Genomic DNA, 21,571 nt, shown 5'->3' with positions numbered 1-21,571 from the left:
GAAATAATCATTCAGCTTTATTGCGGGCAAAATGAAAAAAATAGTGGGCTTTTGATTGTCTGTTTATATTTCAATTATGAACGGAAGAATCATCGGCCTTCTTTTTGTTTGGGTGTATAACAGGTTTTCAATTGCCTTCTTCAGGTTATGTTTTAATTCATTTCGTTTATCTCCATTTGATCGTTGTGATTGGTTAACGATCGTAATAACTAGCTGATTCACTTCATTATAGAGATCCTCCGCAGCACGTTCATACACAAACCCACGGGAAATTATATGCGGATTTGATATGATTTTACAATCCATTTTGGCTAGGGTAACTACAGCAATCAGCATTCCCTCTTCTGAGAGCAATTTACGATCACGCAATACAATTTTCCCGACATCTCCAATGCCCAGTCCATCCACGAAAACATTACCAGCTTGTACCCGTCTCGTTTGAGTGGCAACAGAGTTGGTAATATCTACTACATCTCCATTATTAATAATGAAGATGTTCTCACTTTTCAGGCCAACCGATTCGGCTAATGTCCGGTGTTGCTGAAGCATACGATATTCACCGTGAATGGGAATGAAATAGGTTGGCTTCAACAAGGTAAGCATGAGTTTTAATTCTTCCTGGAAAGCATGTCCTGAAACATGCATACCTGATGTGCTGCCAGATCCATAGATAACTTTGGCCCCTAAATGGAATAAATTATCGATGATGTGCGACACGCTTTTTTCATTGCCAGGTATAGGGCTGGACGCAAGAATAACGGTGTCTCCAGCCACTACAGATGCTTGACGGTAGTTTGAAGTGGATAACCGGGACAATGCTGCCATAGGTTCACCTTGACTGCCTGTACAAATAATGACAACCTCATCTGGTGCCATCCGATTGATTTCATTTGCCTCTATCAAAGTGCCATCAGGTATTGTTAAATATCCTAGTTCCGCTGCGACTGATACGATATTTACCATACTTCTGCCGAGCAAAGCAACCTTTCGATTTGTTTTTACGGCAGCATTAATAATTTGCTGAACACGATAAACGTTTGATGCGAATGTAGAGATAAATATTTTTTGGTCGGCCTTTCGAAATGCATCTTCAATATGTTCGCCAACTATACGTTCAGATTGTGTGAAACCCGGGCTTTCAGCATTAGTGCTTTCGGATAATAAAAGCAGCACCCCGCGGTTACCAATTTTAGCGAGTTTATAAAAATCCGGATACCTCCCATTTATAGGTGTTAAATCAAACTTAAAGTCGCCTGTATGCACCACAGTTCCTTCTGGCGTATGAATGGCAATACCCAGACAATCTGGAATACTATGATTTACCTCAAAGAATGTCACGTTCATCGCACCGGCTTCGATATTCGAATCGGCATTAATCATTTTAAGTTCCGTTGCACGCAAAAGCCCGTGTTCTTTCAATTTCAGTGTAATTAATCCGAGCGTCAAATTAGTGGCATACACGGGAATACTTAGCTGTTTCAGTAAGTATGGAATACCGCCGATATGATCTTCATGCCCGTGAGTTACAAGCAAGGCACGGATTTTATTTTTGTTTTTTTGTAAGTATGATATATCCTGAATAATTAAATCCACGCCTAATAGGGTTTCATCCGGGAACTTGGCACCACAGTCTATGAGGATGATGTCATCTCCATATTGAAGCACATACATATTTTTACCAATTTCATTTATGCCGCCTAAAGCAAAAATGGATAACGTGCTCTCCGTTATATTCAAAATGAAAGACCTCCCATAAAGTCATTAAGTTAGATAAAGGTTATGATGCCCATCATGATGAAATTTATGTAGCATGGTACGGAACTTTTTATCACATCCAGAATTAGTAATTGTATTTCAGGTGCCAGTGCTAGAAACCATCATGAAGTGATCCCTATCTCTGTATACGTCCTAAGAGATGTAACTCTTCATTATATAAAATAGAACTATGATCAGGAAGTATGAAAATACCCGCCGCCCATCAAAAAGAGGGACAGCGGGCCATAGAGGATTCATGTGAAAGGGTGTTGCGCAGTAAGGTTCATTGCCGTGGACATGGATGGTTATTGGTCATGGGTCAATGTGTAAAGGGTGATGAGTGATTGGTTTCATCATGTAGGTTTTCACAATCGTCACTCTATGCCTCAAAAAGGAGTCTCACCTTTTTGAGGTCAGAAGTAGTTGGAACCGTCAAAATCCAAAACAATGGCATAGTTTTTCATATTGATTCGATTGGAGAGCTGATGTGCCGCTTTTTCAGCTCGCTGTGCTTTTAGACGGTATTCTTCCGGATCAAATAATGCGATACGGTAGACTGTCGCGGCTTCTGCAAAGCCATATTGGATCTCTTCTTTATTTGCCAGTGAAAATGTTTTATAGAAAGAAGATTTCGCACGCAGCTGAATTGCCAGCTCGATGGCTTCGACCAGTGTTATATGCTGGCCTTCAAATTCTACCGTATGTGTACTGTTTGCTGCGTAAATTAGAAAATCCAGTCTACGCTGATCTTTTCTCACCTGATCCATTTCGGCTTCTACAGCTTCCAGTGTTCGTGTAACGGCTGGTCGCGCCGCATCTTTTTCAACCGTGATGAAAGCGACACGATGTGCTTCCGCTTCCAGTTCGCGAAGTTGTTTAGACAGTATGCTTTTTAATTTAATCGCTTCAGCCAATGTGATATTCATGATTCCACCTCATTTGTAATTGTGCAGGAGTGGTGTTGTTTATCTGCCAGGAAAGCGGTATAGTCACCGCCGTTAATGCTGGTAAACATTTTTCCGCATGCTTCGGTTAATTGTAAAGCTTTCTCATTGTCTAATGAAGGATGAATGAATAGCAGCTGTAAAATATTTTCTGTTTCTTCGGTTACAGCTGTCCGTATAGAGTCGACGTAGGGACTGCCGAATGGGCTGTATCCGTCGCTGAGCAGCAACAGTTTGTCAAAGGTGTTGAATTCATTGTTCAGGCCTTCATAGCCGTCATCAGCAGTTCCAATGGACAGTGTGATGTCCCCGGCTATTTTATCGGTATCATAAATGACAGCGGGGATTTCATATTGCAGTGAAAAGAATATGTTCAGATCCTCCGCACTGTGGAAAGATGGAGTATAGTGATGTTCTCTGATTTGCTGCATCAGTGATTGCAGGGCAGGAGGACGGACGGCAGGATCGGCCCCAAGTGTTCTCCAGACAGCCTGCCATTCCGCGAGGCCTTGGAAATCTGCGAACTCTTTATCTAAAAGCTCAAAATAAATTTGTTCCTGAAATAATTGAAGCCGGCCTTTTAGCATCTGAGGTGATGCAGAGACGATTGTTTTGTTATAATAGATTATGCCTAATTTGAAATCAGGAATCTTCGTAAATATAGAAGGATCGACAGTAAGTTGCATCGGGATCACCTGCTTGTAATTTTACTTCATCTTATCATAAGGGAGGCGGGGAATGGTGAATGTCGCTCAGTTACAGGATGAAATACGAACGTTTGCGACGTCCATTGGTATTGACAAAATTGGTTTTACGACAGCTGCCCCGTTTGTACAGTTGAAAGATCGTCTGAAACAACAGCAGCAACTGAACTATCAATCCGGCTTTGAAGAGCCAGATGTGGAAAAACGAACAAATCCGCTTTTATTGCTGGATCAGGCTGAAAGCATTATTTCTATAGCAGTTGCCTATCCGTCAAAAATGACGGATAGTCCCCGCGGAAAAAGAGGGGAACGCCGAGGAATGTTTTGCAGAGCTTCCTGGGGTGAAGATTATCATACGGTATTGCGGGACAAACTTGCACAGCTGGAATTATTCATTCTTACCAAAGTGCCGGATGCACGTCTGCGTTCGATGGTGGATACAGGTGAGCTTGCAGACCGGGCAGTGGCGGAACGTGCGGGTATTGGATGGTCAGCGAAGAATTGTTCCATCATTACACCGGAATTCGGGTCGTATGTTTATTTAGGTGAGATGATCACCAATCTGCCGTTTGCGCCTGATGAGCCAATGGAAGATCAGTGCCTGGACTGTAATTTATGTCTGGATGTATGTCCGACAGGCGCGCTTGTGCAGCCGGGACAATTAGATGCTCAGCGCTGTATTGCATTTCTGACACAGACAAAGAAACCTGTACCCGAAGAATTTCGGCACAAGATTGGTAACCGGTTGTATGGCTGCGATACATGTCAGACCGTTTGCCCGAAAAATAAAGGGATGAATCATACCCATCAGCTGGCATTTACGCCGGAGCCTGAGCGTGTTAAGCCGCTGCTGCTGTCTATGCTGACATTATCAAACCGTCAATTTAAAGAACAGTACGGTCATATGTCGGGTTCGTGGCGCGGAAAAAATCCGATTCAGCGGAATGCGCTGATTGCTCTGGCGCATTTTAAGGAAGAGGCTGCAGTGCCGGAGCTCACCAGATTACTGCGTGATGATCCAAGGCCTATGATTAGAGGTACAGCTGCTTGGGCGCTTGGACAAATTGGAACTGCAGAAGCACAGGAAGGTCTTTCAAGAAGCCTGGACAGTGAGGAAGATGAGTCTGTTCTTGCTGAAATTACGCAAGCTATGGAACAGCTGTATATTAATTGAAAGAAGGTAGTAAGATGACGATTCATGTCGCATTATTCGAACCGCAGATTCCTGCGAACACGGGAAATATTGCACGTACATGTGCCGGCACTGACACGGCACTTCATTTAATAAAGCCGCTTGGGTTTTCAACGGAGGATAAGATGCTCAAGCGTGCCGGACTTGATTACTGGGAGCATGTTCAGATAACGTATCATGAGGGAATCCAGGAGTTTTTGGATGCCTATCCGCAGGGAGAGTTTTATTTCATTACAAAATTCGGTGAGACAAGTTATGATACATTTGATTATTCGGATACGGACAAGGATATTTTCTTTGTATTTGGAAAAGAAACGTCAGGACTGCCGAATGAAATAACGGAGAAGTTTAAAGAAAGCTGTTTGCGTATACCGATGAATGACGAGCATATCCGATCGTTGAATTTGTCGAATACAGCGGCCATCCTGATTTATGAAGCGCTTCGTCAACAGAAATTTGCACATTTAACATAAAGAAAACGGGATTGGCCATAAGCCGATCCCGTTTTTTTTACTTAGTTTTTGATTCGCCTGGTTTGTTTTCGTATCCGCCTGTAAGGATTGCAGATAAGAATGCAAAACAAACAGCCATAATAAGGATTAATCTCATCTGTTTGTACCTCCTATAAAATCAGTAGTCCTTTACACAGTATACCGTAAAAATCGTGTAAATGAAATGTTCTTCGTCAGATTATGTGACAGGTTACTAACAAATCTTAATGCGGCAGGAATAACAGCTGATAAGCGAAAAGCACAGCGAAGACGTAAAGAAGCAAGGGGACTTGCTTTCCTTGTCCTTTTGTAATTTTCAGCAGCGGGTACGTGATGAACCCCAATGCGATTCCCGTCGCAATACTGGAAGTGAGCGGCATCGTCAAAATTACTAGGAATGCTGGGAATGATTCATCGAATGAATCCCAGTCGATATTTTTCACTGCGCCGATCATCAGACTCCCTACTATTATTAAAGCAGGCGCCGTGATGGCAGCTACACCTGACAGTGCACTGACGACCGGACTGAAGAATGCTGCAGCAATGAACAGCACAGCGACTGTTAATGTAGTCAGTCCTGTGCGGCCGCCCACCGCTACACCAGAAGACGATTCGACATAAGCAGATGTGGGGCTTGTTCCAGCCATGGAGCCTACTGTAGCGGCCACTGAATCTGCTAAAAGGGCGTGACGTGCGCGCGGTAAGGAGTTGCCTTTCATCAATCCCGCCTGTTTAGCAACACCAATCATCGTGCCGGTTGTATCAAATAATGTCACGAGCAGAAACGACAGTACGACACCGTATAAACCGTATGAGATGACATCGCCCATTGCCTGGACAGGATTCCATACAAGGATTCCTTCCGGCAGATGAGGCATTTTCACGAAGCCTTCAAACTTCAGCTGTTTCGTGAAGAAGGCGATTGCACCTGTTGCAATCATCCCTATGAAAATTGCTCCGTAGACGTTTCTGTTCATTAAAATGATAGTGACAATCAGTCCAAACAGCGTCAGCAAGACGGAAGGTGAAGTAAGTTCACCAAGCTGCACGATATTGGACTCGTGGGGGATTACCAGACCTGACAGGCGCAGTCCGATAAATGCGATAAACAGGCCGATTCCGGCAGTAATTCCATGTTTAAGATTCTCGGGTATTTCTTCAATAAGCTTTTCCCTGAAAGATGTCATGGATAATAATACAAAGATCAAACCCGCGATAAAGACTGCAGAAAACGCGGTCAAATAATCAAGCCGGCCGTCAGATCCGATGACAACAGAGGCAAAATACGCGTTCAGCCCCATGCCGGGCGCGATTGCGATCGGGTAATTGGCGAATAAAGCCATCCATAATGTGCCTATCACAGTAGCTATAATAGTAGCTAAAAAGACTTGGTCAAAGGGGACACCGGCATCTGACAAAATGATCGGATTCACGATCACGATATAGACCATTGTCAGGAATGTAGTCATCCCAGCCAGTATTTCCGTTTTAACCGTCGTTTGATTCTTCTTTAATTGAAACACTTTATATTCTCTCCTTAGATTACGAACATATTTATGACCACAGACCATAATATTCGTTTTCTTGAAAGAAATCAACCTGTTATATCGAAAAAGTATTCGTAAATCTTATGAAGTAAGGTACAATTGCACTAAGAGTATATAAAGGAGGAATTTACATGGCGACTATTTTTGATCAAATGGTCATTCTGAGCAACGGCGTGCAGATGCCGCAGTTTGGTTTAGGCACATACAAAATGACGGAACCGGAGCAAACGATGCAGGCAGTTGAGAAAGCGGTTTCAGCAGGATACCGCGCAATTGATACGGCATCTATTTACGCAAATGAACAAGTGGTGGGTGAAGCAATCCGCAATACTGGCATTGCCCGTGAAGACTTGTTCATAACATCTAAAGTATGGAATGATGAACAAGGATACGATGAGACTTTACGCGCATTTGAACGCTCATTGACCAGACTGGATATGAACTATTTAGACTTGTATTTGACACATTGGCCAGTGACAGGAAAATATGTAGATACATATCGTGCGATTGAGAGACTGTATGATGAAAAACTAATCCGTGCTACAGGAGTTTCCAACCATCATGAATCGCATCTGCAGGAAATTTTTACGATAGCAAATATCTCTCCGATGGTGAACCAGGTGGAAATACACCCGCGCCTGACGCAGGAATCATTGCGCCAGTTCTGCAGCGAACACCAAATCGCGGTGACTTCCTGGAGCCCATTAGCGAGAGGACAGCTGCTGGAAGATGCTGTCCTTGCTGCAATTGCAGCACAGTATGACAAGACGATTGCACAAGTTATCCTGAGATGGCATATTCAAAACGGACTGATTGTTATTCCTAAATCTGTCACTCTCAGCCGTATTGAGGAAAACAGTGAAATAGCTGATTTTGAGTTAACACTTTCTGATATGGCAATGATTAATGCATTACATCGCGATGAACGTACGGGATCTGATCCTGACACATTCTGATCGATCAAATACTGGCAGGGGTGAACAAGATGGGGATATTCAGAAGACAGCCCGAGCGGCGCGCGCTGAATGAGCATACAAACATTCAGATGCCGCCTATTCAGGAGAAGAAGCCGGATCCACAGCGTTTTAAGCAGGCAAAGACAGAATTGACTGCAGCAGTGGCCCAGCATGAAAAAGTAAACGCGCAGCATCATGTTTTAGGCGAAGCTGTATCGAGCATCGAAGACAGTTTTCATATCATACAGGAACTGAGTGAGAAAACGACAGACTCATCTGCACAGCTGCAAGATAACGGCCGTTCATTGGAAGAAAAATCAATTTATATGGTGAAAGAAGCAGAACACGGAGCAGAGGATGTCCGATTAACTGCTCAGGTCATGAAAGACTTAGGTGCGCATATGACGGAAACGGGAGAAAGCATGGCACAGTTAAGCGACCGCTCGGTAGAGATTCAATCGATTGTCGGTGTGATTGAAAATATCGCTGCCCAAACGAATCTGCTGGCACTGAATGCTTCCATAGAGGCTGCCAGGGCAGGTGAGTATGGCAAAGGATTTTCAGTTGTTGCTCAGGAAGTACGGAAGCTGGCGGAAAGTACGTCTTCCAGCACGAAAGACATTCAGCAGCTGACAAGTTCTCTTAAGGATGAAATTCTCCAGGCGCTTGAGGCGACGAAGAAAAGTTCCAAGCTGATCGAACAGGGAGTGGCTGTCAGTTTACAGACTGCCTCTAAAATTGATCATATACTGGAGACGGTTCAAGAAAGTCAATTGGATATATCTTCGATTGAAAAGATGATTGTGGAACAAAATGAGTTATCCGCTCTCATGCAAAAAGAGTTGCAAAAAGCCAATTCGCTATTTTCTGCAGCACATGAGCTGATCGTGGAGCATATTGAAGATGCGAAAGAAGTGGATAAGCGGCTGGAAAGCAGTATTCAGCAGTTGCTGGTGAAGTAATTATAATGGAATGTCCCGGAAGTCAACGCACTTCAGGGGCATTTTTTTTTAAAAGTGAAAGTTTAATGTGTAATTGCAGGGGATTGTGAGTGGGTATCTATTTGGGGATTGCCGTATATCTGTGCACTTTGCAGAAATTAAGACATCTGTCCGGTAATTCGGATTTACGCTGATCCTATCAGAGTCGCCTCCATCTTCCGCAGCAATTGTAATTTTAGGCGGAGAGACAAGAAAGAGCTGTCGCATGAGGTCGTAAGAGTACGGCGGCACGGACAGCTCTGTTTTGTTTTATTCAGTTTCCAATATGGTCAATTCGGATGTGATTGGGTGTGTAAATGCCACTTTGGAAGCGACCAGTTTATAGGGTCCTCTTGCGATTGTCTCACTGCCATACAGCTGATCACCGACTACGGGATGTCCGAGATGCGCAAAGTGAACACGGATTTGGTGTGTGCGGCCAGTTTCTAACTGCGCCTCGACCAAAGTAGTGTCAGGTTTGCGTTCGAGCACTTTGAAGTGTGTAACAGCGGATTGGCCGGACGGAGATACTCTGCGTCTTGTGGCGTGATACCGGTCTTTTCCAATTGGCATATTGATTGTGCCGCGTGGCTTTCTAAGCTGTCCCTCTAATTCGGCAGTATAGTACCGCTCAATTTGATTCTGTTCCAGCATCCGGTCAAACATCGTTTTTGCAAGCGGGTGCTTCGCAATGAGCAGAATGCCTGCCGTATGCTGGTCGAGGCGGTGAATATGTTCTGCATAAGTGCCGCCTTTAGATTCAATATATCCCATGACCTCGTTCATCAATGTGCCGGTGCCGGGAGCGTGTTCAGGGTGAACAGAAAGCCCTGCCGGTTTGTAGACTGCGAGTACATGCTCGTCTTCCCAAATGACACGAAGTGAATCAAATGGCTCGGGTTTGTAGGAAGAATGCACACCGTTAAAACCGAAAATCAATTCAGTTCCTTCAGGTAGCGGTTCTTTCCATTCCACTGGCTCGCCTTCTGCATTGGTTACGCTCTTATCCATGCGCATTTGATGAACAGATTTCTTGCCGCCTTGCCACTGTTCTCGCAGTAATTTTTCAACGGTCTCGCCGGGCTGCCGGGTCGTGTAATGAAAACTTGTCATCTGGTCAGTCTCCTTAGTTGCTTTCAAATTCGTCAAAGAATGCTCTGATCTGGTCGTCTGGCTGTGAGCCTACTGTTCTGCCCTGCTCTTTTCCATCTTTGTAATGTACAAGAGTAGGCCATGCGGTAATATCATATTCGCTTTTTAATTCATTTTCGAATTCAAGCAAGTTGTACTGATAGACGTGCGCATCATATTCGTCTGCGATCGGCATAAGACGCGGTGTCATGTCCATACAGTGCGGACAATCTGGGCTGAAGTAATACACCGTTGTCGGTTCTCCGCTTTCGATCTGTTTAAAAATATCCTCAGGAAGCGCGACGTTCTGATAATTTTCATTGTCCAGCAAATCGATAGTGGACTGCTGCAGATTATTCTTGCCATACGGGTTGTCCGCCAGTTTTGTTTCATTGGACTTATTATTGAGGACGATGATCAAAATAAAGATTACGACAATAATTCCGCCAATAGCTAATAATTTTTTCATTGTGGTTCACTCCTTTGTATGTTTTAAGAGTACAAGACTTGCGATGAAAATAAAAGCGAATGCTACCAGTGCCAGAAAGGGAATTGTAATAAAGCCGAAATAATTGATATATGTGCCTGTACAAGAAACTCCTCCGCATTCTGGGGCACTATTTTGTAAGAGGGACAGTTTCTGAATACCGTAATGGTAGAGTGAGATGCAGCCTCCGATAAAGGAAAATGCAGCGGTTGTCCAGGCAATTGTTGTATTCTTTTGAATGAGTGCGAGCAGGCCGATCAAGACAATCGGGTACATGAAGATTCGCTGATACCAGCACATCGTACAAGGTATGTAGCCTTTGATCTCTGAAAAATAAAGGGATCCGAGCGTGGCGATGAGTGCGGCAGCCCACATGGACAAGAGCCAGTTTTCTTGTTTTTTGTTCATAAAGTATCTCCTTTCTTTACTTATAGTTCAGGCTCACGAATACATAAAAGCTTTCCCTTTGTAGGGGAAAGCTTTTATTGTGACGTATCGGCGGCTTCATTTGTTGCCGGATCAGGCGGCTGTTTTTTAGCTTCGAGGTAGAGGATATGATGTCCGTCCACTTCTTTTACAGTAAATTCATACCCTTGTTCGATAATCTTTTCACCCTGTATTGCTTCAAAACGCTGGTCCATAAACCAGCCGCCGATCGTATCGATATCCTCTTCCAAAATCTCAATGTTCAATGCATGGTTCACATTTTCAATCAGCATTTTGGCATCCAGGATGTAATGGTCTGTGCCGACTTTTTGAAGCTCCGGCAATTCGTCGAGGTCAAACTCGTCCCGAATTTCGCCAACGATTTCTTCCAATATATCTTCTATAGTAACGAGGCCGGATGTTCCGCCATACTCGTCGAGAAGAACCGCCATATGGATACGTTCACGCTGAATTTGCAAAAGCAAATCTCCGATAGGAACGGTTTCGATGACCCGAATAATTGGCTGCATATAATTTACGACTGACTTGCTGCCGTTTGTAGGATCTTTAATATAAGCAGTCAATAAATTTTTCATGTTGATCAATCCGATGACATGGTCTTTATCGCCGTCGGTAATCGGATAGCGTGTGTATTGCTCAACATCCATCAGTTCAAATACTTCAGATAATGTCATTTCTTTATCTACAGTCATCATTTCCGTTCGAGGCAGCATGATTTCTTTAGCGACACGATCATCAAATTCGAAAATCCGGTTCACGTATTTATACTCTGCCTGGTTGATTTCACCGCTGCGCAAACTGTCGGATAAGATGATTCGCAATTCTTCTTCGGTATGACCTACTTCTAATTCGGAAATGGATTTGAAGCCTAGCAATCGTGTAACGAGTCGTGCTGATCCGTTCATTCCTTTAATGATCGGGTACATCAGCCGGTAAAATAGATTCAGGGGCACCGCAAGTGACAAGGACAATTCCTCCGCCTTATGCAATGCGATGGTTTTTGGAGCTAATTCTCCCACCACGACATGCAAATAGGTAACAATCGCTAAAGCGACGGTGAATGAAAGAATGGTTTCGACATTGGCATCCAGCGTAAGTGTTTCAAAAACCGGTTCTAGCATCATGCGCACTGTCGGTTCCCCGAGCATACCGAGACCAAGAGCCGAAATCGTAATTCCTAGCTGACAAGCTGATAAATATTCATCTAAATTATCGGCAATTTTTTTAGAAAGAACCGCACGTTTATTTCCTTCATCGATCAGCTGATCGAGACGCGATGAGCGGACTTTCACGATTGCAAATTCACACGCAACAAAAAAAGCGGTGATAGCGATCAAGGCAGCAAATGCTGCCAAGCGTATGGCAATATCCAAATAATAGCTTCGCGCTTAACCCGGATGAGGGAAAAGAACAAAGCGTACACCTCCTGTAAAGTAAAGTTAGTTATCTCTTATAATAATTTATATAGGCAGAAAATACAATTCCATTCACTTATACAATAGAAAAAATATTTTTACGATTAACAAGATATGGTGCTGACAAAATACGTAGTTGTATCGCTGACCGGCGTTTGAAAGCGCCGCGAGGATATGAAGGAAAATAAAAACTGAGGACAAATTCCCTTTTTGCGGAATTTGTCTTCAGTTTCAGTCAGTATTTCATTACTCACCGTAGCGCGGCTGTGTTTCTTTAAAGGCGTTTTGCTCATTTGGGACACGGCTTTTGTCTTCGAAAACATTTTCGGTTTTCTGGTTTTGTATTTTCATTCGTTCTTTCTCCAGCTGCTGCTTGCCTTTAGATTGTTCTTTACCCATAACAGCACCTCCTCTACTAAGAGGATGGTCAGTTAAGGCACGTATCATTCATAGACGTGGAAAGTCATAAGATCATGGACCATTCCGAGCACTTGATCTTCATCGGGCGGTGTGCCGTTTGTCCAATTTACTGTGCCGTCTTTATGGTAGTCACCGGTGTATTGTTTATTTTTATAATAAAACGAAATCGTCCAGCCCGGCAAATCAGTGTCTGCGAACATTTTTTTATAACTGAAATGTTGTAGCATAGTGTTCTCTCCTTTACTTGGTAAGTAGTGATATCCTCTCCGTTCATTTCATAAACTGGCCAAAAGGAACGAAAGGATGAGTGTGTGTTTGTTACTCAACTGCGCAATGCGATCGAGGAAGAGTATAAATCATATTTTTATTATAAGTCCATGTATCAGCTGACGGATGATCTGCTGTGGCGGGAATTCATCCGCCATGCATACGAAGATGAAAAAAGTCACTATGAAATGTTCCAGCAGCTGCATTATATGATGACTGGAACATTTGTGCCAAATCCGAAAAAGCCGGCTCCTTGCACCAATTTAAAAGAATCAGCAAAAAATGCGCTGGTCTATGAATTGGAAGCGGTGGAGCAATATAAAGAAATGTTCCTGACTATTCCGTTTGAAGCGGCGTATGACCCGCTATTCATCGCATTACATGATGAGATGGAGCATGCGATCCGGATGTCTACTATATTTAATGGAACGAAGTAAATCAGACATCAAAAGGAAACTCTTTAAAGTATTTTGCTCCTTCGAGCATCCGTACGCCATACCAGAACATTTCACCGTCGATCAGCTGAATGGCTGAATCAGGAAGCATCTTTTGAAATTCTGCCTGCTGTTTTTCTTTAAACGGATAGGGCTCTGACGACAGTAATACTAAATCCAGATTCGCATCTTTAAATTGTTCTTCCGTTAAGGCAGGGTAGCGGTCAGATGATTCAGCAAAAGGTGTGATGAACCCCATTTCCTGCAGTAACGAGTTGATGTATGTATCTTTACCTGCGGCCATATAGGGCTTTTTCCAAATGACGTAGGCGACCCGTGCAGCTGGAAGAGCCGGAAGTTCCGAGAAAGCCTGTTTAATATCCGAACAAAGCGAACGTGCCTGCTCTTCCCGATCTGTCAGGATGCCCATGTCGGTAATCATCCGGTACGCTTCATCAATCTTTTGAACTTCTGCTACATACACCGGATAAAACGCGGAAAGTTCTTCAACCATTTCTTGTGTGTTTTCTTCTTTTTCCATAATAATCAGATCTGGTTTTGTTGCATGGATCTTTTCCAGCTGCAAATCTTTTGTTCCGGCTACAGCGGGAACAGTTTTTGCCTGTTCCGGATAAATACAATAGCGCGTACGGCCGACAATTTCTTCTTCAAGCCCGATGCCAAACAGTGTTTCAGTAATACCCGGACATAATGTAACAATTCGTTTTGGCGGAAAGTTGTACACAACCGTTCTTCCTAAGTGATCAGTAATTTCTTTTTTCAATGAAATGAAAGCCTCCTTATATCATGTCGTCTAACCTGGCAATCGTGTGAGCAACACCTACTTGCAACGTACCTGAACAGCTGTCAAATGTAAAGTCAAAAATCCCGGCCTCTAATTCCTTTTCATTCAGCAGGTTTTTGTTATAATTGGAACGAAGACCAAGTGGAATTAGGTGAAGCGATTGAAAATAGTACTGACTATTTTGTTCATGGCGTTTATTGGCGCATTAATCGGCGGGGTGACAAATCATCTGGCGATTAAGATGCTTTTCAGGCCACATGAAGCAAAGTATATCGGAAAGACCCGATTACCGTTTACACCCGGATTGATACCGAAACGCCGAAATGAATTGGCGACACAGCTTGGCAGGACAGTAACAAATTATCTCCTGACGCCTGATCTGTTCCGGAAGAAAATGCTGACGCCCGGAATGCAACAGCGGGTGGAGAAGTTTATTCAGGGCAAAATGGATCAATACGTCCTGCAATCCGATAAAACATTGAATGACTGGCTCGGCCTTGCGGGTGCGGATAAACTTCCGGAGCAAGTGGAAGAAAAGTTGCTGACATTAATTGATATTCAGCTAAACGATATGAAGTCCAAAGTGACGGCGGGCACAGTCGAAAAGGTTATGCCGCTTCGATGGCAGCAGCAAGTTGAAGATAGAATTCCTCTGGCCGCTGATTTTATTCTGCAGCGCGCCGGCCAATTTATCGATTCCGCAGAAGGAAGGCAAACCTTCCAAAAACTGATAGATGATTTCCTGAACTCCAAAGGAACATTCGGCGGTATGCTGAATATGTTATTTGGAGAATCAGATTCACTTGTCGGCAAAGTACAGCGGGAGGCACTGCGTTTCGTGGATGCTCCCGGAACAAAAGAGTTACTGAATCAGCTGATCTATAAAGAATGGCGCAATATTCAGCAGAAGCCGATGGAGCAGTTGACGTCCGGTTTCGACTTTGATAGTGTGTTTGAATCAGTGAAAAACTACGCACTGAATCAATTGGCAATAAGAGACCGGCTGGATTATAGTCTTGTGCAATATTGGCCGCAGGGGTCTACGTGGACTGCAGCCAATGTCACGCCGAAGATTGTCAGCTTTTTATTCGCACAGGCGGAAGCGCAGCTGGAAGAATCATTAAAGAAACTGAAGCTCGATGAAATGGTGAAAGAGCAAGTAGATACATTCCCTGTGGCGGTTTTAGAAGATCTGGTGCTCGGTATTTCACGCAGAGAGTTTAAGATGATTACGGTTTTGGGCGCTTTACTTGGCGGCGTAATCGGAATCGTGCAAGGTATTATCGCACTTACACTAAATGGATTGTAGGAGGAGATTGTATGACAGTAAATATTTATGATGATATGAATAAGTTGGAATCCACGTTACGCAAGACAGATCAGTATATCGCGGTGAAAAAAGCGATGGAAGATGTGAAGTCAGATGAAGAAGCACGCGTGCTATTCGAAAGTTTCCGTGAAATTCAGATGAATTTGCAGCAAAAGCAAATGGCGGGTGAAGAGATTGCAGGCGAAGAGCTTGAGCATGCGCAGAAAACAGCACAGCTGGCGCAGGAAAACCCGACGATCATGGCGATGCTTACAGCTGAAATGAAGTTGAGTGAATTAATTGAGGAAGTTAACCGTGTCGTGCTGAAGCCTGTACAAGATTTATACGAAAGTTTTAACTGATAGATTCATCGAAACCGGCCATGGCCGGTTTTTTTGAACAGATGGAGAGTAGGAGAGAACGATGCAGCAATTATATATTAACCAGCCATTCCCGCAAGATTGGATCCGCATGTTCACACATTTGGCCAATTTATTTTTCGAACAATCTAAAATCGTCACGGACAAGCCAGAAGAAACTGCCATCTCCGTGCAGTTTTCTGAACAATATGATGAAACGCCGAATATATCCGCGGAATTGCAATGGAACGGGCAACACGTTACGTCCTTTTTTTCTGAAGATGTGAAGGAAACAAAAGAACGCGAGCAGCTCCGCCAGCGAAAGAGAATGTATTCCCATGTCTTGCTTGATGCACTGGAACAGGCAACCGGAATGGACCAGGAGTGGGGAATATTGACAGGTATCCGTCCGACGAAGCTGTATCATATGTATCGCCAGGACGGGTACAGCGTTGACGAAGCAAAGCTGTTACTCCAGAAGCGCCATCGCGTTTCGGAGCGCAAAAGTGAATTAATTGCGGAAATTGCAGATGTCCAGCTTACTGCACTTCCCGATTTGTATTCATTAAAAGAAGAAGTGAGTATTTATATCGGAATTCCGTTCTGTCCGACAAAATGTGCGTACTGTACTTTCCCTGCATATGCAATTCATCGCAAAAATGGACGGGTGGAGACATTTCTCGACGGTTTGCATGAGGAAATGCGTGCGATCGGCAAATGGCTGCAGGAACATAATATTCGCATCACGACTATCTATTTTGGCGGCGGCACACCTACGTCAATCGAAGCGGATGAAATGGATGCGCTGTATCAAACGATGACGGATTCATTCCCTTATATGGAGCAGGTGCGTGAAGTGACAGTCGAAGCCGGACGTCCTGATACGATTACCATTCCGAAACTGGAAGTGCTGAAAAAATGGGGCATCGACCGTATCAGCGTGAATCCGCAGTCCTATACGGATGAAACGCTAAAGGCAATTGGCCGTCATCATTCGGTGCAGGAGACCATTGACAAGTATTGGCTGTCCCGCGAACAGGGGATGCGTAATATCAATATGGACCTGATCATCGGACTGCCGAATGAAGGTCTGGCTGAATTTGAACATTCACTTGCCGAAACAGAAAAGATGCAGCCCGAATCTCTGACGATTCACACATTATCGTTTAAGCGTGCTTCTGAAATGACACGCAACAAAGACAAGTATCAAGTGGCTGATCGTGAAACGGTAGGGAAGATGATGAAGCGCGGTGAAGAATGGGCGCATGATAATGGCTATATTCCATATTATCTCTACCGCCAGAAAAACATTTTAGGGAATCTCGAGAATGTCGGCTATTCAAAGCCAGGCGAAGAAAGTCTCTATAATATTTTAATTATGGAAGAAGCGCAGACGATTATCGGACTTGGCTGCGGTGCTTCGAGTAAGTTTATGGAGCCGGCGACAGGCAAGCTGACACAGTTCCACAACCCAAAGGAACCGGCTGCGTATATAATGGGATTTGAAGAAGCGATTGACCGCAAAATCGCTTTCCTGGAAGAAATATTTCCGGCCGTTCAAACAAGTAACGAATGAGTAATAACCCGGTCATGGAGGTGGCTGGGTTTTTTTACGAGAAAGTTATGCAAATCCTCAGGTAATTGTGTATAATGTAATGAATGAACAACCATTCATAAAAAGGGGGAGTTACTTATGACAAAAAAGATTGAGCTGGCTATTGAAGGAAGACTGGCAACGGTGACGTTTAACGAGCCGGACGCAATGAATGCAATGGACGGGGTCATGATGAAAGAATTAGCTGATATCGTGGAGCAGCTAAAGGATAATTCAGCGGTACAAGTCGTGCTGTTTAGAGGAGCGGGCCGCGCGTTTTCTGCCGGCGGTAACGTTAAAGCAATGCTGGATCCGAATGGTCCGATGAAAATGGAAGACGTTATGGTCGACTTGTCGCGGCTGGCACTGGCTATGTACAGTATGCCGCAAATTACGATTGCTTCTGTGCACGGAGCGGCAGCGGGACTGGGATGCAGCATCGCGATTGCCTGCGACGTGGTGATCGTGGAAGAATCCAGTAAGATTGCAATGAATTTCATCGGCATTGGACTGGTTCCAGACGGTGGCGGACATTTCTTCCTGAAAGAACGTGTGGGCACGGCTAAAGCGAAACAACTTATCTGGTCCGGAAAAGTATTGGACGGAAAAACTGCGATGCAAATTGGTCTGGTCGACGAACTGGCAGCGGACGGAGAAGCGTGGAACACAGCACAGCAGCGCGCGCAGCTCATCTTGCATTCGCCAACCGCGTCCATGGCAGCATCGAAGAAAATTCTCCACGCAGCGGGAATTGCAGAACTTGAGCAGATAGTAAAACTTGAAAGCGAAGCGCAGACAGCCATGCGCAAAACAGCTGACCACCGCGAAGGCGTGCAGGCTTTTGTGGAGAAAAGAAAACCGAATTTTACTGGTCAATAATAAAAAAGACACGCAATACACCGCGTGTCCTTTTCAGTGAAATTATTGTTATTCTGGATGCCGGGTCCTTGCGGCGCGTACAGCAGAAGAAAAGATACGCGTACCGGTCCATATCTATTACCGTCATTCACCAGGAATTATTGATATTTAGCGGCTGTTTCTCTCCACGAGAAATAGCCTTTTTCTACGGCACGCAGCAGTAACTCAGCTGAAGCCAGATTAGTGGCCAGCGGAATGCCGTATACATCACATAATCGAAGTAAAGCACTCACATCCGGTTCATGCGGCTGTGCAGTCAGCGGATCCCGGAAGAACAAAATCAGATCCAGCTTACCTGTCGCAATCATCGCACCAATTTGCTGATCCCCGCCAAGCGGTCCTGACATAAGGCGCGTAATGGAAAGATCGGTTTCTTCCATGATGCGTAATCCCGTTGTGCCCGTTGCGTAAAGAGAATGTTTTGCAAAAATTTGCTCGTAAGCAATTGTGAAATTGACTAATTCAGCCTTTTTTTCATCATGTGCAATTAAAGCGATGTTCAAACGAGTCACTTCCTTCTACGATTTCTTGACGACCATAGCGTATCACAAATTAAGTGAAAAATCTTGTTATTTTTTTGCAGCTGTAAAAGCATGGCGGCCGGCTTATCAGTGAATTGAATAAAGAACATCCCCCGATGATCTGATAAATCATCAAGGGATGCCGGGTATTGTCATAGTATTTTATTAGTATATTCGACGGCGGAATGATTCACGAATGGAATAATAATAGCTTTCCAAGAGGGGAAGCAAGGCGATGCGTTTTCTCGAGAAGATCTTTTTCCGTCAGCAGCTGATTGCCCTGCTCTTTTGCCGCGTCATCCGATTCAGCAGTAAAAGTCTCCTCAGTAATTAAAGAACCGTCTTTTTCATAGGCAGTGAGTTTATAAGTTTTCATTCTATCTCCTCCATTGTGTTTTAATTCAGTATACTATGAATCATCCGCAATGAATAGCAATTCATTGTATTTCACAGATACATACCTCTTGTTCTTTTATGCTTCCGTTATAATAAAATAGGGAATAGTTAAAAATATGAAACATATCTTCAATTGAATCGTAGAACGAGATAGAGAGATTAGTAAAGGAGATGAACTGCATGGCATTACAGCTGGAACAAGTCACCAAGCGTTTCGGGGACTTTACCGCAGTGGATCAGCTGTCACTGACGGTGGAAGAAGGAACGATGTATGGCTTTTTAGGAGCAAACGGCGCCGGAAAAACAACGACATTCCGAATGATTTTGGGCTTATTAACTGCCACGGAAGGCAATATTTCTTGGAATGGCCGCACGATTTCCTATGAGACGAGTCCGATGATCGGTTACTTGCCTGAAGAACGCGGGCTTTACCCAAAAATGAAAGTGCTCGATCAACTATTATTCCTTGGCCAGTTACGCGGCATGAAAAAGGCAGCTGCAAAGAGCGCGGCGCTTCATTGGCTGGAACGATTTGAGGTGCCGCATTATACGAATAAAAAAGTAGAGGAGCTGTCCAAAGGAAATCAGCAGAAAATTCAAGTCATCGCGGCATTGCTTCATAATCCAAAACTGCTCATTCTGGATGAACCGTTTTCCGGGCTGGATCCAGTGAACGTAGAGATGCTCAAGAAAGCAATAGTTGATTTCCGCAATAGCGGAGCCACGATATTATTTTCCAGTCACCGCATGGATCACGTGGAGGAATTATGCGAACAACTGAGCATTATTCATCATGGACAGCAATTGGTCAGTGGCAAGCTGCGTGATGTTAAACGGTCATTTGGCAAACAAAATGTCAGAATTCGCGCAGATTTCCCGCTGACAGAGCTGGCAGCGACAGAAGGCGTCACGGCTGCCCATCATTCATTGGAAGGCGCGGTCTTTCAAGTGGAAGACGAGCAGATTGCGCATCAATTGTTGCAGGCGGCATTGCAAAAAGGACCGGTTCGGCACTTCGAAATAGAAGAACCATCTTTGCAAGATATATTCATTGCGAAAGTGGGGGAAGAGCATGCGTGAATTTTGGATTATTTTTAAGCAAAGTTTTTTGACTAAAGCTAAAACGAAATCATTTTTTATTACAACGCTTATTATGGTGGCAGGAATTTTCCTTTTTGCCAATTTGCCCACCCTTATTGACAAAGCAAGTGAGCTGTTTGGAAATTCGGAAGATGATAAAGTGCTGGTAGTGGATGAGAGAGGTCTGTTGTTCGACCGGCTGCACGATCAGCTTCAGCAGCATGAACAAGGGATTTCACTCGAGCTTACAGATGAATCAAAAGAGCAGCTTCAGCAGCAAGTGAAGGACGAGAAAATCGCGGCCTTTATGGAATTGGATTTGAATGCTGAACAAACGATTGAAGCGACTTATACAACAGCAAGTATGGTGGATCAGTTCCTTCCATCGGCGCTGCAGGATGCATTACAAAACATTCAGACCGAAGTGAAGGCGGAGCAATTATCTTTATCTGGTGAACAAGTATCTACGTTATTTGCGCCGATTCAATTTGAAAAACAAAATATCTCGGATACTGCAAAATCAGAGGATGAGCTGAATCAGGCACGTGTTCTCGTGTATGTTTTGATGTTCGTCATCTATTTTGCAGTCATCATTTATTCATCCATGATTGCAACAGAAGTGGCGACAGAGAAATCATCTAGGGTCATGGAAATTTTGATTTCAAGTGTATCTCCTGTTAAGCATATGTTTGCAAAAGTACTCGGAATCGGCTCGCTCGGCATTGTGCAAATTCTGATTTACGCAGCAGCGGGGTTCCTTGCCTATACATCGTCTTCTTCCGGAGAACAAAATGAACTGTCGGCATTCTTCAGTCTCGAAAATCTGGAAGTAAGCACACTGATCTATGCCGTGATTTTCTTCCTGCTGGGCTATTTCCTGTATGCCACACTTGCGGCGCTGCTCGGCTCGCTCGTCAGCCGGACAGAAGACGTACAGCAAATGATTATGCCGATGTCACTGCTCGTAGTAGCGGCATTTATCATTGCGGCGACAGGGCTTGGAAATCCGGAAATGGGTTATTTGAAGGTCACGTCATTCATCCCGTTTTTTGCACCATTGGTCATGTTCCTGCGTGTTGGCATGCTTGATCTGCCGCTTTGGGAACCTTTATTGTCTATTGGGATTATGATGGTAACGATTTTTATCCTAGGCTGGTTCGGAGCGAAGGTATACCGTGGCGGAGTACTGATGTATGGCCCGTCGCGTTCTTTAAAAGACTTGAAAAAAGCTATCCAGCTCGGAAAAGAATAACATGGGAAGCCTGCTGTCATAAATTTATGATGGCAGGTTTTTTCTCTTTATCTTCATAAATGCACGGCACTTCTGCATCAGCCAAAAATGTAATTTGTTTACTATGCAATCTTTCCAGCAATGGAAGGACTATGGTAAAATAGAGAACGAGTATTCGTGGAAGAGGT

General features: G+C 44.1%; 24 protein-coding genes. 11 read left to right on the top strand and 13 right to left on the bottom strand.

The window, feature by feature from the left end; genetic code table 11:
* Positions 1–63 precede the first annotated feature (63 nt).
* From SporoP33_RS05140 to SporoP33_RS05130, 3 genes are all read right to left on the bottom strand, one after another.
* Positions 64–1,737: a ribonuclease J gene (locus SporoP33_RS05140; RefSeq protein ID WP_081242741.1), complete on the bottom strand. Its 1,674-nt coding sequence runs from the start codon at positions 1,735–1,737 to the stop codon at positions 64–66.
* A 431-nt stretch (positions 1,738–2,168) separates the two neighbouring features.
* On the bottom strand, positions 2,169–2,681 hold the full coding sequence (locus SporoP33_RS05135; RefSeq protein WP_081242740.1) for a hypothetical protein: 513 nt from the start codon (positions 2,679–2,681) through the stop codon (positions 2,169–2,171).
* Entirely contained in the window at positions 2,678–3,385 is a 708-nt protein-coding gene (locus SporoP33_RS05130) for a B3/B4 domain-containing protein (RefSeq protein ID WP_081242739.1), read from the bottom strand. The genes SporoP33_RS05135 and SporoP33_RS05130 overlap by 4 nt, the downstream gene beginning before the upstream one ends.
* A gap of 55 nt (positions 3,386–3,440) precedes the next feature.
* On the opposite strand from SporoP33_RS05130, the gene queG reads away from it, so the two are divergent.
* Both queG and trmL read left to right on the top strand, forming a co-directional pair.
* Entirely contained in the window at positions 3,441–4,577 is a 1,137-nt protein-coding gene (queG, locus tag SporoP33_RS05125; protein ID WP_081244757.1) for a tRNA epoxyqueuosine(34) reductase QueG, read from the top strand.
* 14 nt (positions 4,578–4,591) lie between these two features.
* Entirely contained in the window at positions 4,592–5,068 is a 477-nt protein-coding gene (gene trmL / locus SporoP33_RS05120) for a tRNA (uridine(34)/cytosine(34)/5-carboxymethylaminomethyluridine(34)-2'-O)-methyltransferase TrmL (RefSeq protein WP_081242738.1), read from the top strand.
* 242 nt (positions 5,069–5,310) lie between these two features.
* Here trmL and SporoP33_RS05115 read toward each other — a convergent pair whose 3' ends face one another.
* Positions 5,311–6,609: an NCS2 family permease gene (locus SporoP33_RS05115; RefSeq protein WP_081242737.1), complete on the bottom strand. Its 1,299-nt coding sequence runs from the start codon at positions 6,607–6,609 to the stop codon at positions 5,311–5,313.
* 155 nt (positions 6,610–6,764) lie between these two features.
* Here SporoP33_RS05115 and SporoP33_RS05110 point away from each other — a divergent pair, with 155 nt between their 5' ends.
* Both SporoP33_RS05110 and SporoP33_RS05105 read left to right on the top strand, forming a co-directional pair.
* Positions 6,765–7,589, top strand: a complete 825-nt coding sequence (locus tag SporoP33_RS05110; protein ID WP_081242736.1) for an aldo/keto reductase — start codon at positions 6,765–6,767, stop codon at positions 7,587–7,589.
* Between the two features lie 29 nt (positions 7,590–7,618).
* Positions 7,619–8,551: a methyl-accepting chemotaxis protein gene (locus tag SporoP33_RS05105; RefSeq protein ID WP_081242735.1), complete on the top strand. Its 933-nt coding sequence runs from the start codon at positions 7,619–7,621 to the stop codon at positions 8,549–8,551.
* Between the two features lie 288 nt (positions 8,552–8,839).
* Here the strand turns inward: SporoP33_RS05105 and SporoP33_RS05100 are convergent, their stop codons facing one another.
* From SporoP33_RS05100 to SporoP33_RS05080, 6 genes are all read right to left on the bottom strand, one after another.
* The gene (locus SporoP33_RS05100; protein ID WP_081242734.1) at positions 8,840–9,682 is read right to left on the bottom strand and encodes an RluA family pseudouridine synthase; all 843 of its coding nucleotides are present in this window, start codon (positions 9,680–9,682) and stop codon (positions 8,840–8,842) included.
* A 13-nt stretch (positions 9,683–9,695) separates the two neighbouring features.
* The gene (locus SporoP33_RS05095; protein WP_081242733.1) at positions 9,696–10,169 is read right to left on the bottom strand and encodes a thioredoxin family protein; all 474 of its coding nucleotides are present in this window, start codon (positions 10,167–10,169) and stop codon (positions 9,696–9,698) included.
* 6 nt (positions 10,170–10,175) lie between these two features.
* Entirely contained in the window at positions 10,176–10,595 is a 420-nt protein-coding gene (locus SporoP33_RS05090; RefSeq protein ID WP_081242732.1) for a disulfide oxidoreductase, read from the bottom strand.
* 74 nt (positions 10,596–10,669) lie between these two features.
* A complete protein-coding gene (locus SporoP33_RS05085; RefSeq protein ID WP_081242731.1) occupies positions 10,670–12,007 on the bottom strand; it encodes a hemolysin family protein in 1,338 nt (445 codons plus the stop codon).
* 288 nt (positions 12,008–12,295) lie between these two features.
* The gene (locus SporoP33_RS15950; protein WP_155961311.1) at positions 12,296–12,448 is read right to left on the bottom strand and encodes a hypothetical protein; all 153 of its coding nucleotides are present in this window, start codon (positions 12,446–12,448) and stop codon (positions 12,296–12,298) included.
* Between the two features lie 44 nt (positions 12,449–12,492).
* Positions 12,493–12,696 carry a YheE family protein gene (locus SporoP33_RS05080; protein ID WP_081242730.1) on the bottom strand — a complete coding sequence of 68 codons (204 nt, stop codon included), beginning with the start codon at positions 12,694–12,696 and terminating at the stop codon, positions 12,493–12,495.
* Positions 12,697–12,780: 84 nt separating this feature from the next.
* On the opposite strand from SporoP33_RS05080, the gene SporoP33_RS05075 reads away from it, so the two are divergent.
* Positions 12,781–13,173 (top strand): ferritin-like domain-containing protein, encoded by a 393-nt coding sequence (locus tag SporoP33_RS05075; protein WP_081242729.1) that lies wholly within the window; start codon positions 12,781–12,783, stop codon positions 13,171–13,173.
* 1 nt (position 13,174) lies between these two features.
* Here the strand turns inward: SporoP33_RS05075 and SporoP33_RS05070 are convergent, their stop codons facing one another.
* Entirely contained in the window at positions 13,175–13,954 is a 780-nt protein-coding gene (locus SporoP33_RS05070; protein WP_081242728.1) for an ABC transporter substrate-binding protein, read from the bottom strand.
* Positions 13,955–14,126: 172 nt separating this feature from the next.
* Here SporoP33_RS05070 and SporoP33_RS05065 point away from each other — a divergent pair, with 172 nt between their 5' ends.
* The 4 genes from SporoP33_RS05065 (at position 14,127) to SporoP33_RS05050 (ending at position 18,116) form a co-directional block, all read left to right on the top strand.
* Entirely contained in the window at positions 14,127–15,284 is a 1,158-nt protein-coding gene (locus SporoP33_RS05065; RefSeq protein WP_081242727.1) for a DUF445 domain-containing protein, read from the top strand.
* A gap of 11 nt (positions 15,285–15,295) precedes the next feature.
* Positions 15,296–15,646 (top strand): YlbF/YmcA family competence regulator, encoded by a 351-nt coding sequence (locus SporoP33_RS05060; RefSeq protein WP_081242726.1) that lies wholly within the window; start codon positions 15,296–15,298, stop codon positions 15,644–15,646.
* A 61-nt stretch (positions 15,647–15,707) separates the two neighbouring features.
* A complete protein-coding gene (locus SporoP33_RS05055) occupies positions 15,708–17,219 on the top strand; it encodes a coproporphyrinogen III oxidase (RefSeq protein WP_081242725.1) in 1,512 nt (503 codons plus the stop codon).
* Positions 17,220–17,336: 117 nt separating this feature from the next.
* Complete coding sequence (locus tag SporoP33_RS05050) at positions 17,337–18,116, top strand: enoyl-CoA hydratase (RefSeq protein ID WP_081242724.1); 780 nt, start codon at positions 17,337–17,339, stop codon at positions 18,114–18,116.
* Positions 18,117–18,253: 137 nt separating this feature from the next.
* Here SporoP33_RS05050 and mgsA read toward each other — a convergent pair whose 3' ends face one another.
* A complete protein-coding gene (gene mgsA, locus SporoP33_RS05045) occupies positions 18,254–18,658 on the bottom strand; it encodes a methylglyoxal synthase (protein WP_231293305.1) in 405 nt (134 codons plus the stop codon).
* 208 nt (positions 18,659–18,866) lie between these two features.
* A complete protein-coding gene (locus SporoP33_RS05040) occupies positions 18,867–19,052 on the bottom strand; it encodes a YhzD family protein (protein WP_081242722.1) in 186 nt (61 codons plus the stop codon).
* A 200-nt stretch (positions 19,053–19,252) separates the two neighbouring features.
* Here SporoP33_RS05040 and SporoP33_RS05035 point away from each other — a divergent pair, with 200 nt between their 5' ends.
* Both SporoP33_RS05035 and SporoP33_RS05030 read left to right on the top strand, forming a co-directional pair.
* The gene (locus tag SporoP33_RS05035) at positions 19,253–20,152 is read left to right on the top strand and encodes an ABC transporter ATP-binding protein (RefSeq protein WP_081242721.1); all 900 of its coding nucleotides are present in this window, start codon (positions 19,253–19,255) and stop codon (positions 20,150–20,152) included.
* The gene (locus SporoP33_RS05030; protein WP_081242720.1) at positions 20,145–21,404 is read left to right on the top strand and encodes an ABC transporter permease; all 1,260 of its coding nucleotides are present in this window, start codon (positions 20,145–20,147) and stop codon (positions 21,402–21,404) included. Before SporoP33_RS05035 ends, SporoP33_RS05030 begins: the two co-directional genes overlap by 8 nt.
* The last annotated feature ends 167 nt before the right edge of the window (positions 21,405–21,571 follow it).

The sequence above is a fragment of the Sporosarcina sp. P33 genome, from assembly GCF_002077155.1.
Taxonomy (GTDB): Bacteria; Bacillota; Bacilli; order Bacillales_A; family Planococcaceae; genus Sporosarcina.
This window is presented reverse-complemented; position numbering and strand designations above follow the sequence as displayed.

What these genes read in the sequence shown, in the direction of transcription:
- SporoP33_RS05135 (WP_081242740.1), bottom strand. Translation starts at nt 2,681, where the DNA reads ATGAATATCACATTGGCTGAAGCGATTAAATTAAAAAGCATACTGTCT.
- SporoP33_RS05130 (WP_081242739.1), bottom strand. Translation starts at nt 3,385, where the DNA reads ATGCAACTTACTGTCGATCCTTCTATATTTACGAAGATTCCTGATTTC.
- trmL (WP_081242738.1), top strand. Translation starts at nt 4,592, where the DNA reads ATGACGATTCATGTCGCATTATTCGAACCGCAGATTCCTGCGAACACG.
- SporoP33_RS05110 (WP_081242736.1), top strand. Translation starts at nt 6,765, where the DNA reads ATGGCGACTATTTTTGATCAAATGGTCATTCTGAGCAACGGCGTGCAG.
- SporoP33_RS05105 (WP_081242735.1), top strand. Translation starts at nt 7,619, where the DNA reads ATGGGGATATTCAGAAGACAGCCCGAGCGGCGCGCGCTGAATGAGCAT.
- SporoP33_RS05100 (WP_081242734.1), bottom strand. Translation starts at nt 9,682, where the DNA reads ATGACAAGTTTTCATTACACGACCCGGCAGCCCGGCGAGACCGTTGAA.
- SporoP33_RS05095 (WP_081242733.1), bottom strand. Translation starts at nt 10,169, where the DNA reads ATGAAAAAATTATTAGCTATTGGCGGAATTATTGTCGTAATCTTTATT.
- SporoP33_RS05090 (WP_081242732.1), bottom strand. Translation starts at nt 10,595, where the DNA reads ATGAACAAAAAACAAGAAAACTGGCTCTTGTCCATGTGGGCTGCCGCA.
- SporoP33_RS15950 (WP_155961311.1), bottom strand. Translation starts at nt 12,448, where the DNA reads ATGGGTAAAGAACAATCTAAAGGCAAGCAGCAGCTGGAGAAAGAACGA.
- SporoP33_RS05080 (WP_081242730.1), bottom strand. Translation starts at nt 12,696, where the DNA reads ATGCTACAACATTTCAGTTATAAAAAAATGTTCGCAGACACTGATTTG.
- SporoP33_RS05060 (WP_081242726.1), top strand. Translation starts at nt 15,296, where the DNA reads ATGACAGTAAATATTTATGATGATATGAATAAGTTGGAATCCACGTTA.
- SporoP33_RS05055 (WP_081242725.1), top strand. Translation starts at nt 15,708, where the DNA reads ATGCAGCAATTATATATTAACCAGCCATTCCCGCAAGATTGGATCCGC.
- SporoP33_RS05050 (WP_081242724.1), top strand. Translation starts at nt 17,337, where the DNA reads ATGACAAAAAAGATTGAGCTGGCTATTGAAGGAAGACTGGCAACGGTG.
- SporoP33_RS05040 (WP_081242722.1), bottom strand. Translation starts at nt 19,052, where the DNA reads ATGAAAACTTATAAACTCACTGCCTATGAAAAAGACGGTTCTTTAATT.
- SporoP33_RS05035 (WP_081242721.1), top strand. Translation starts at nt 19,253, where the DNA reads ATGGCATTACAGCTGGAACAAGTCACCAAGCGTTTCGGGGACTTTACC.
- SporoP33_RS05030 (WP_081242720.1), top strand. Translation starts at nt 20,145, where the DNA reads ATGCGTGAATTTTGGATTATTTTTAAGCAAAGTTTTTTGACTAAAGCT.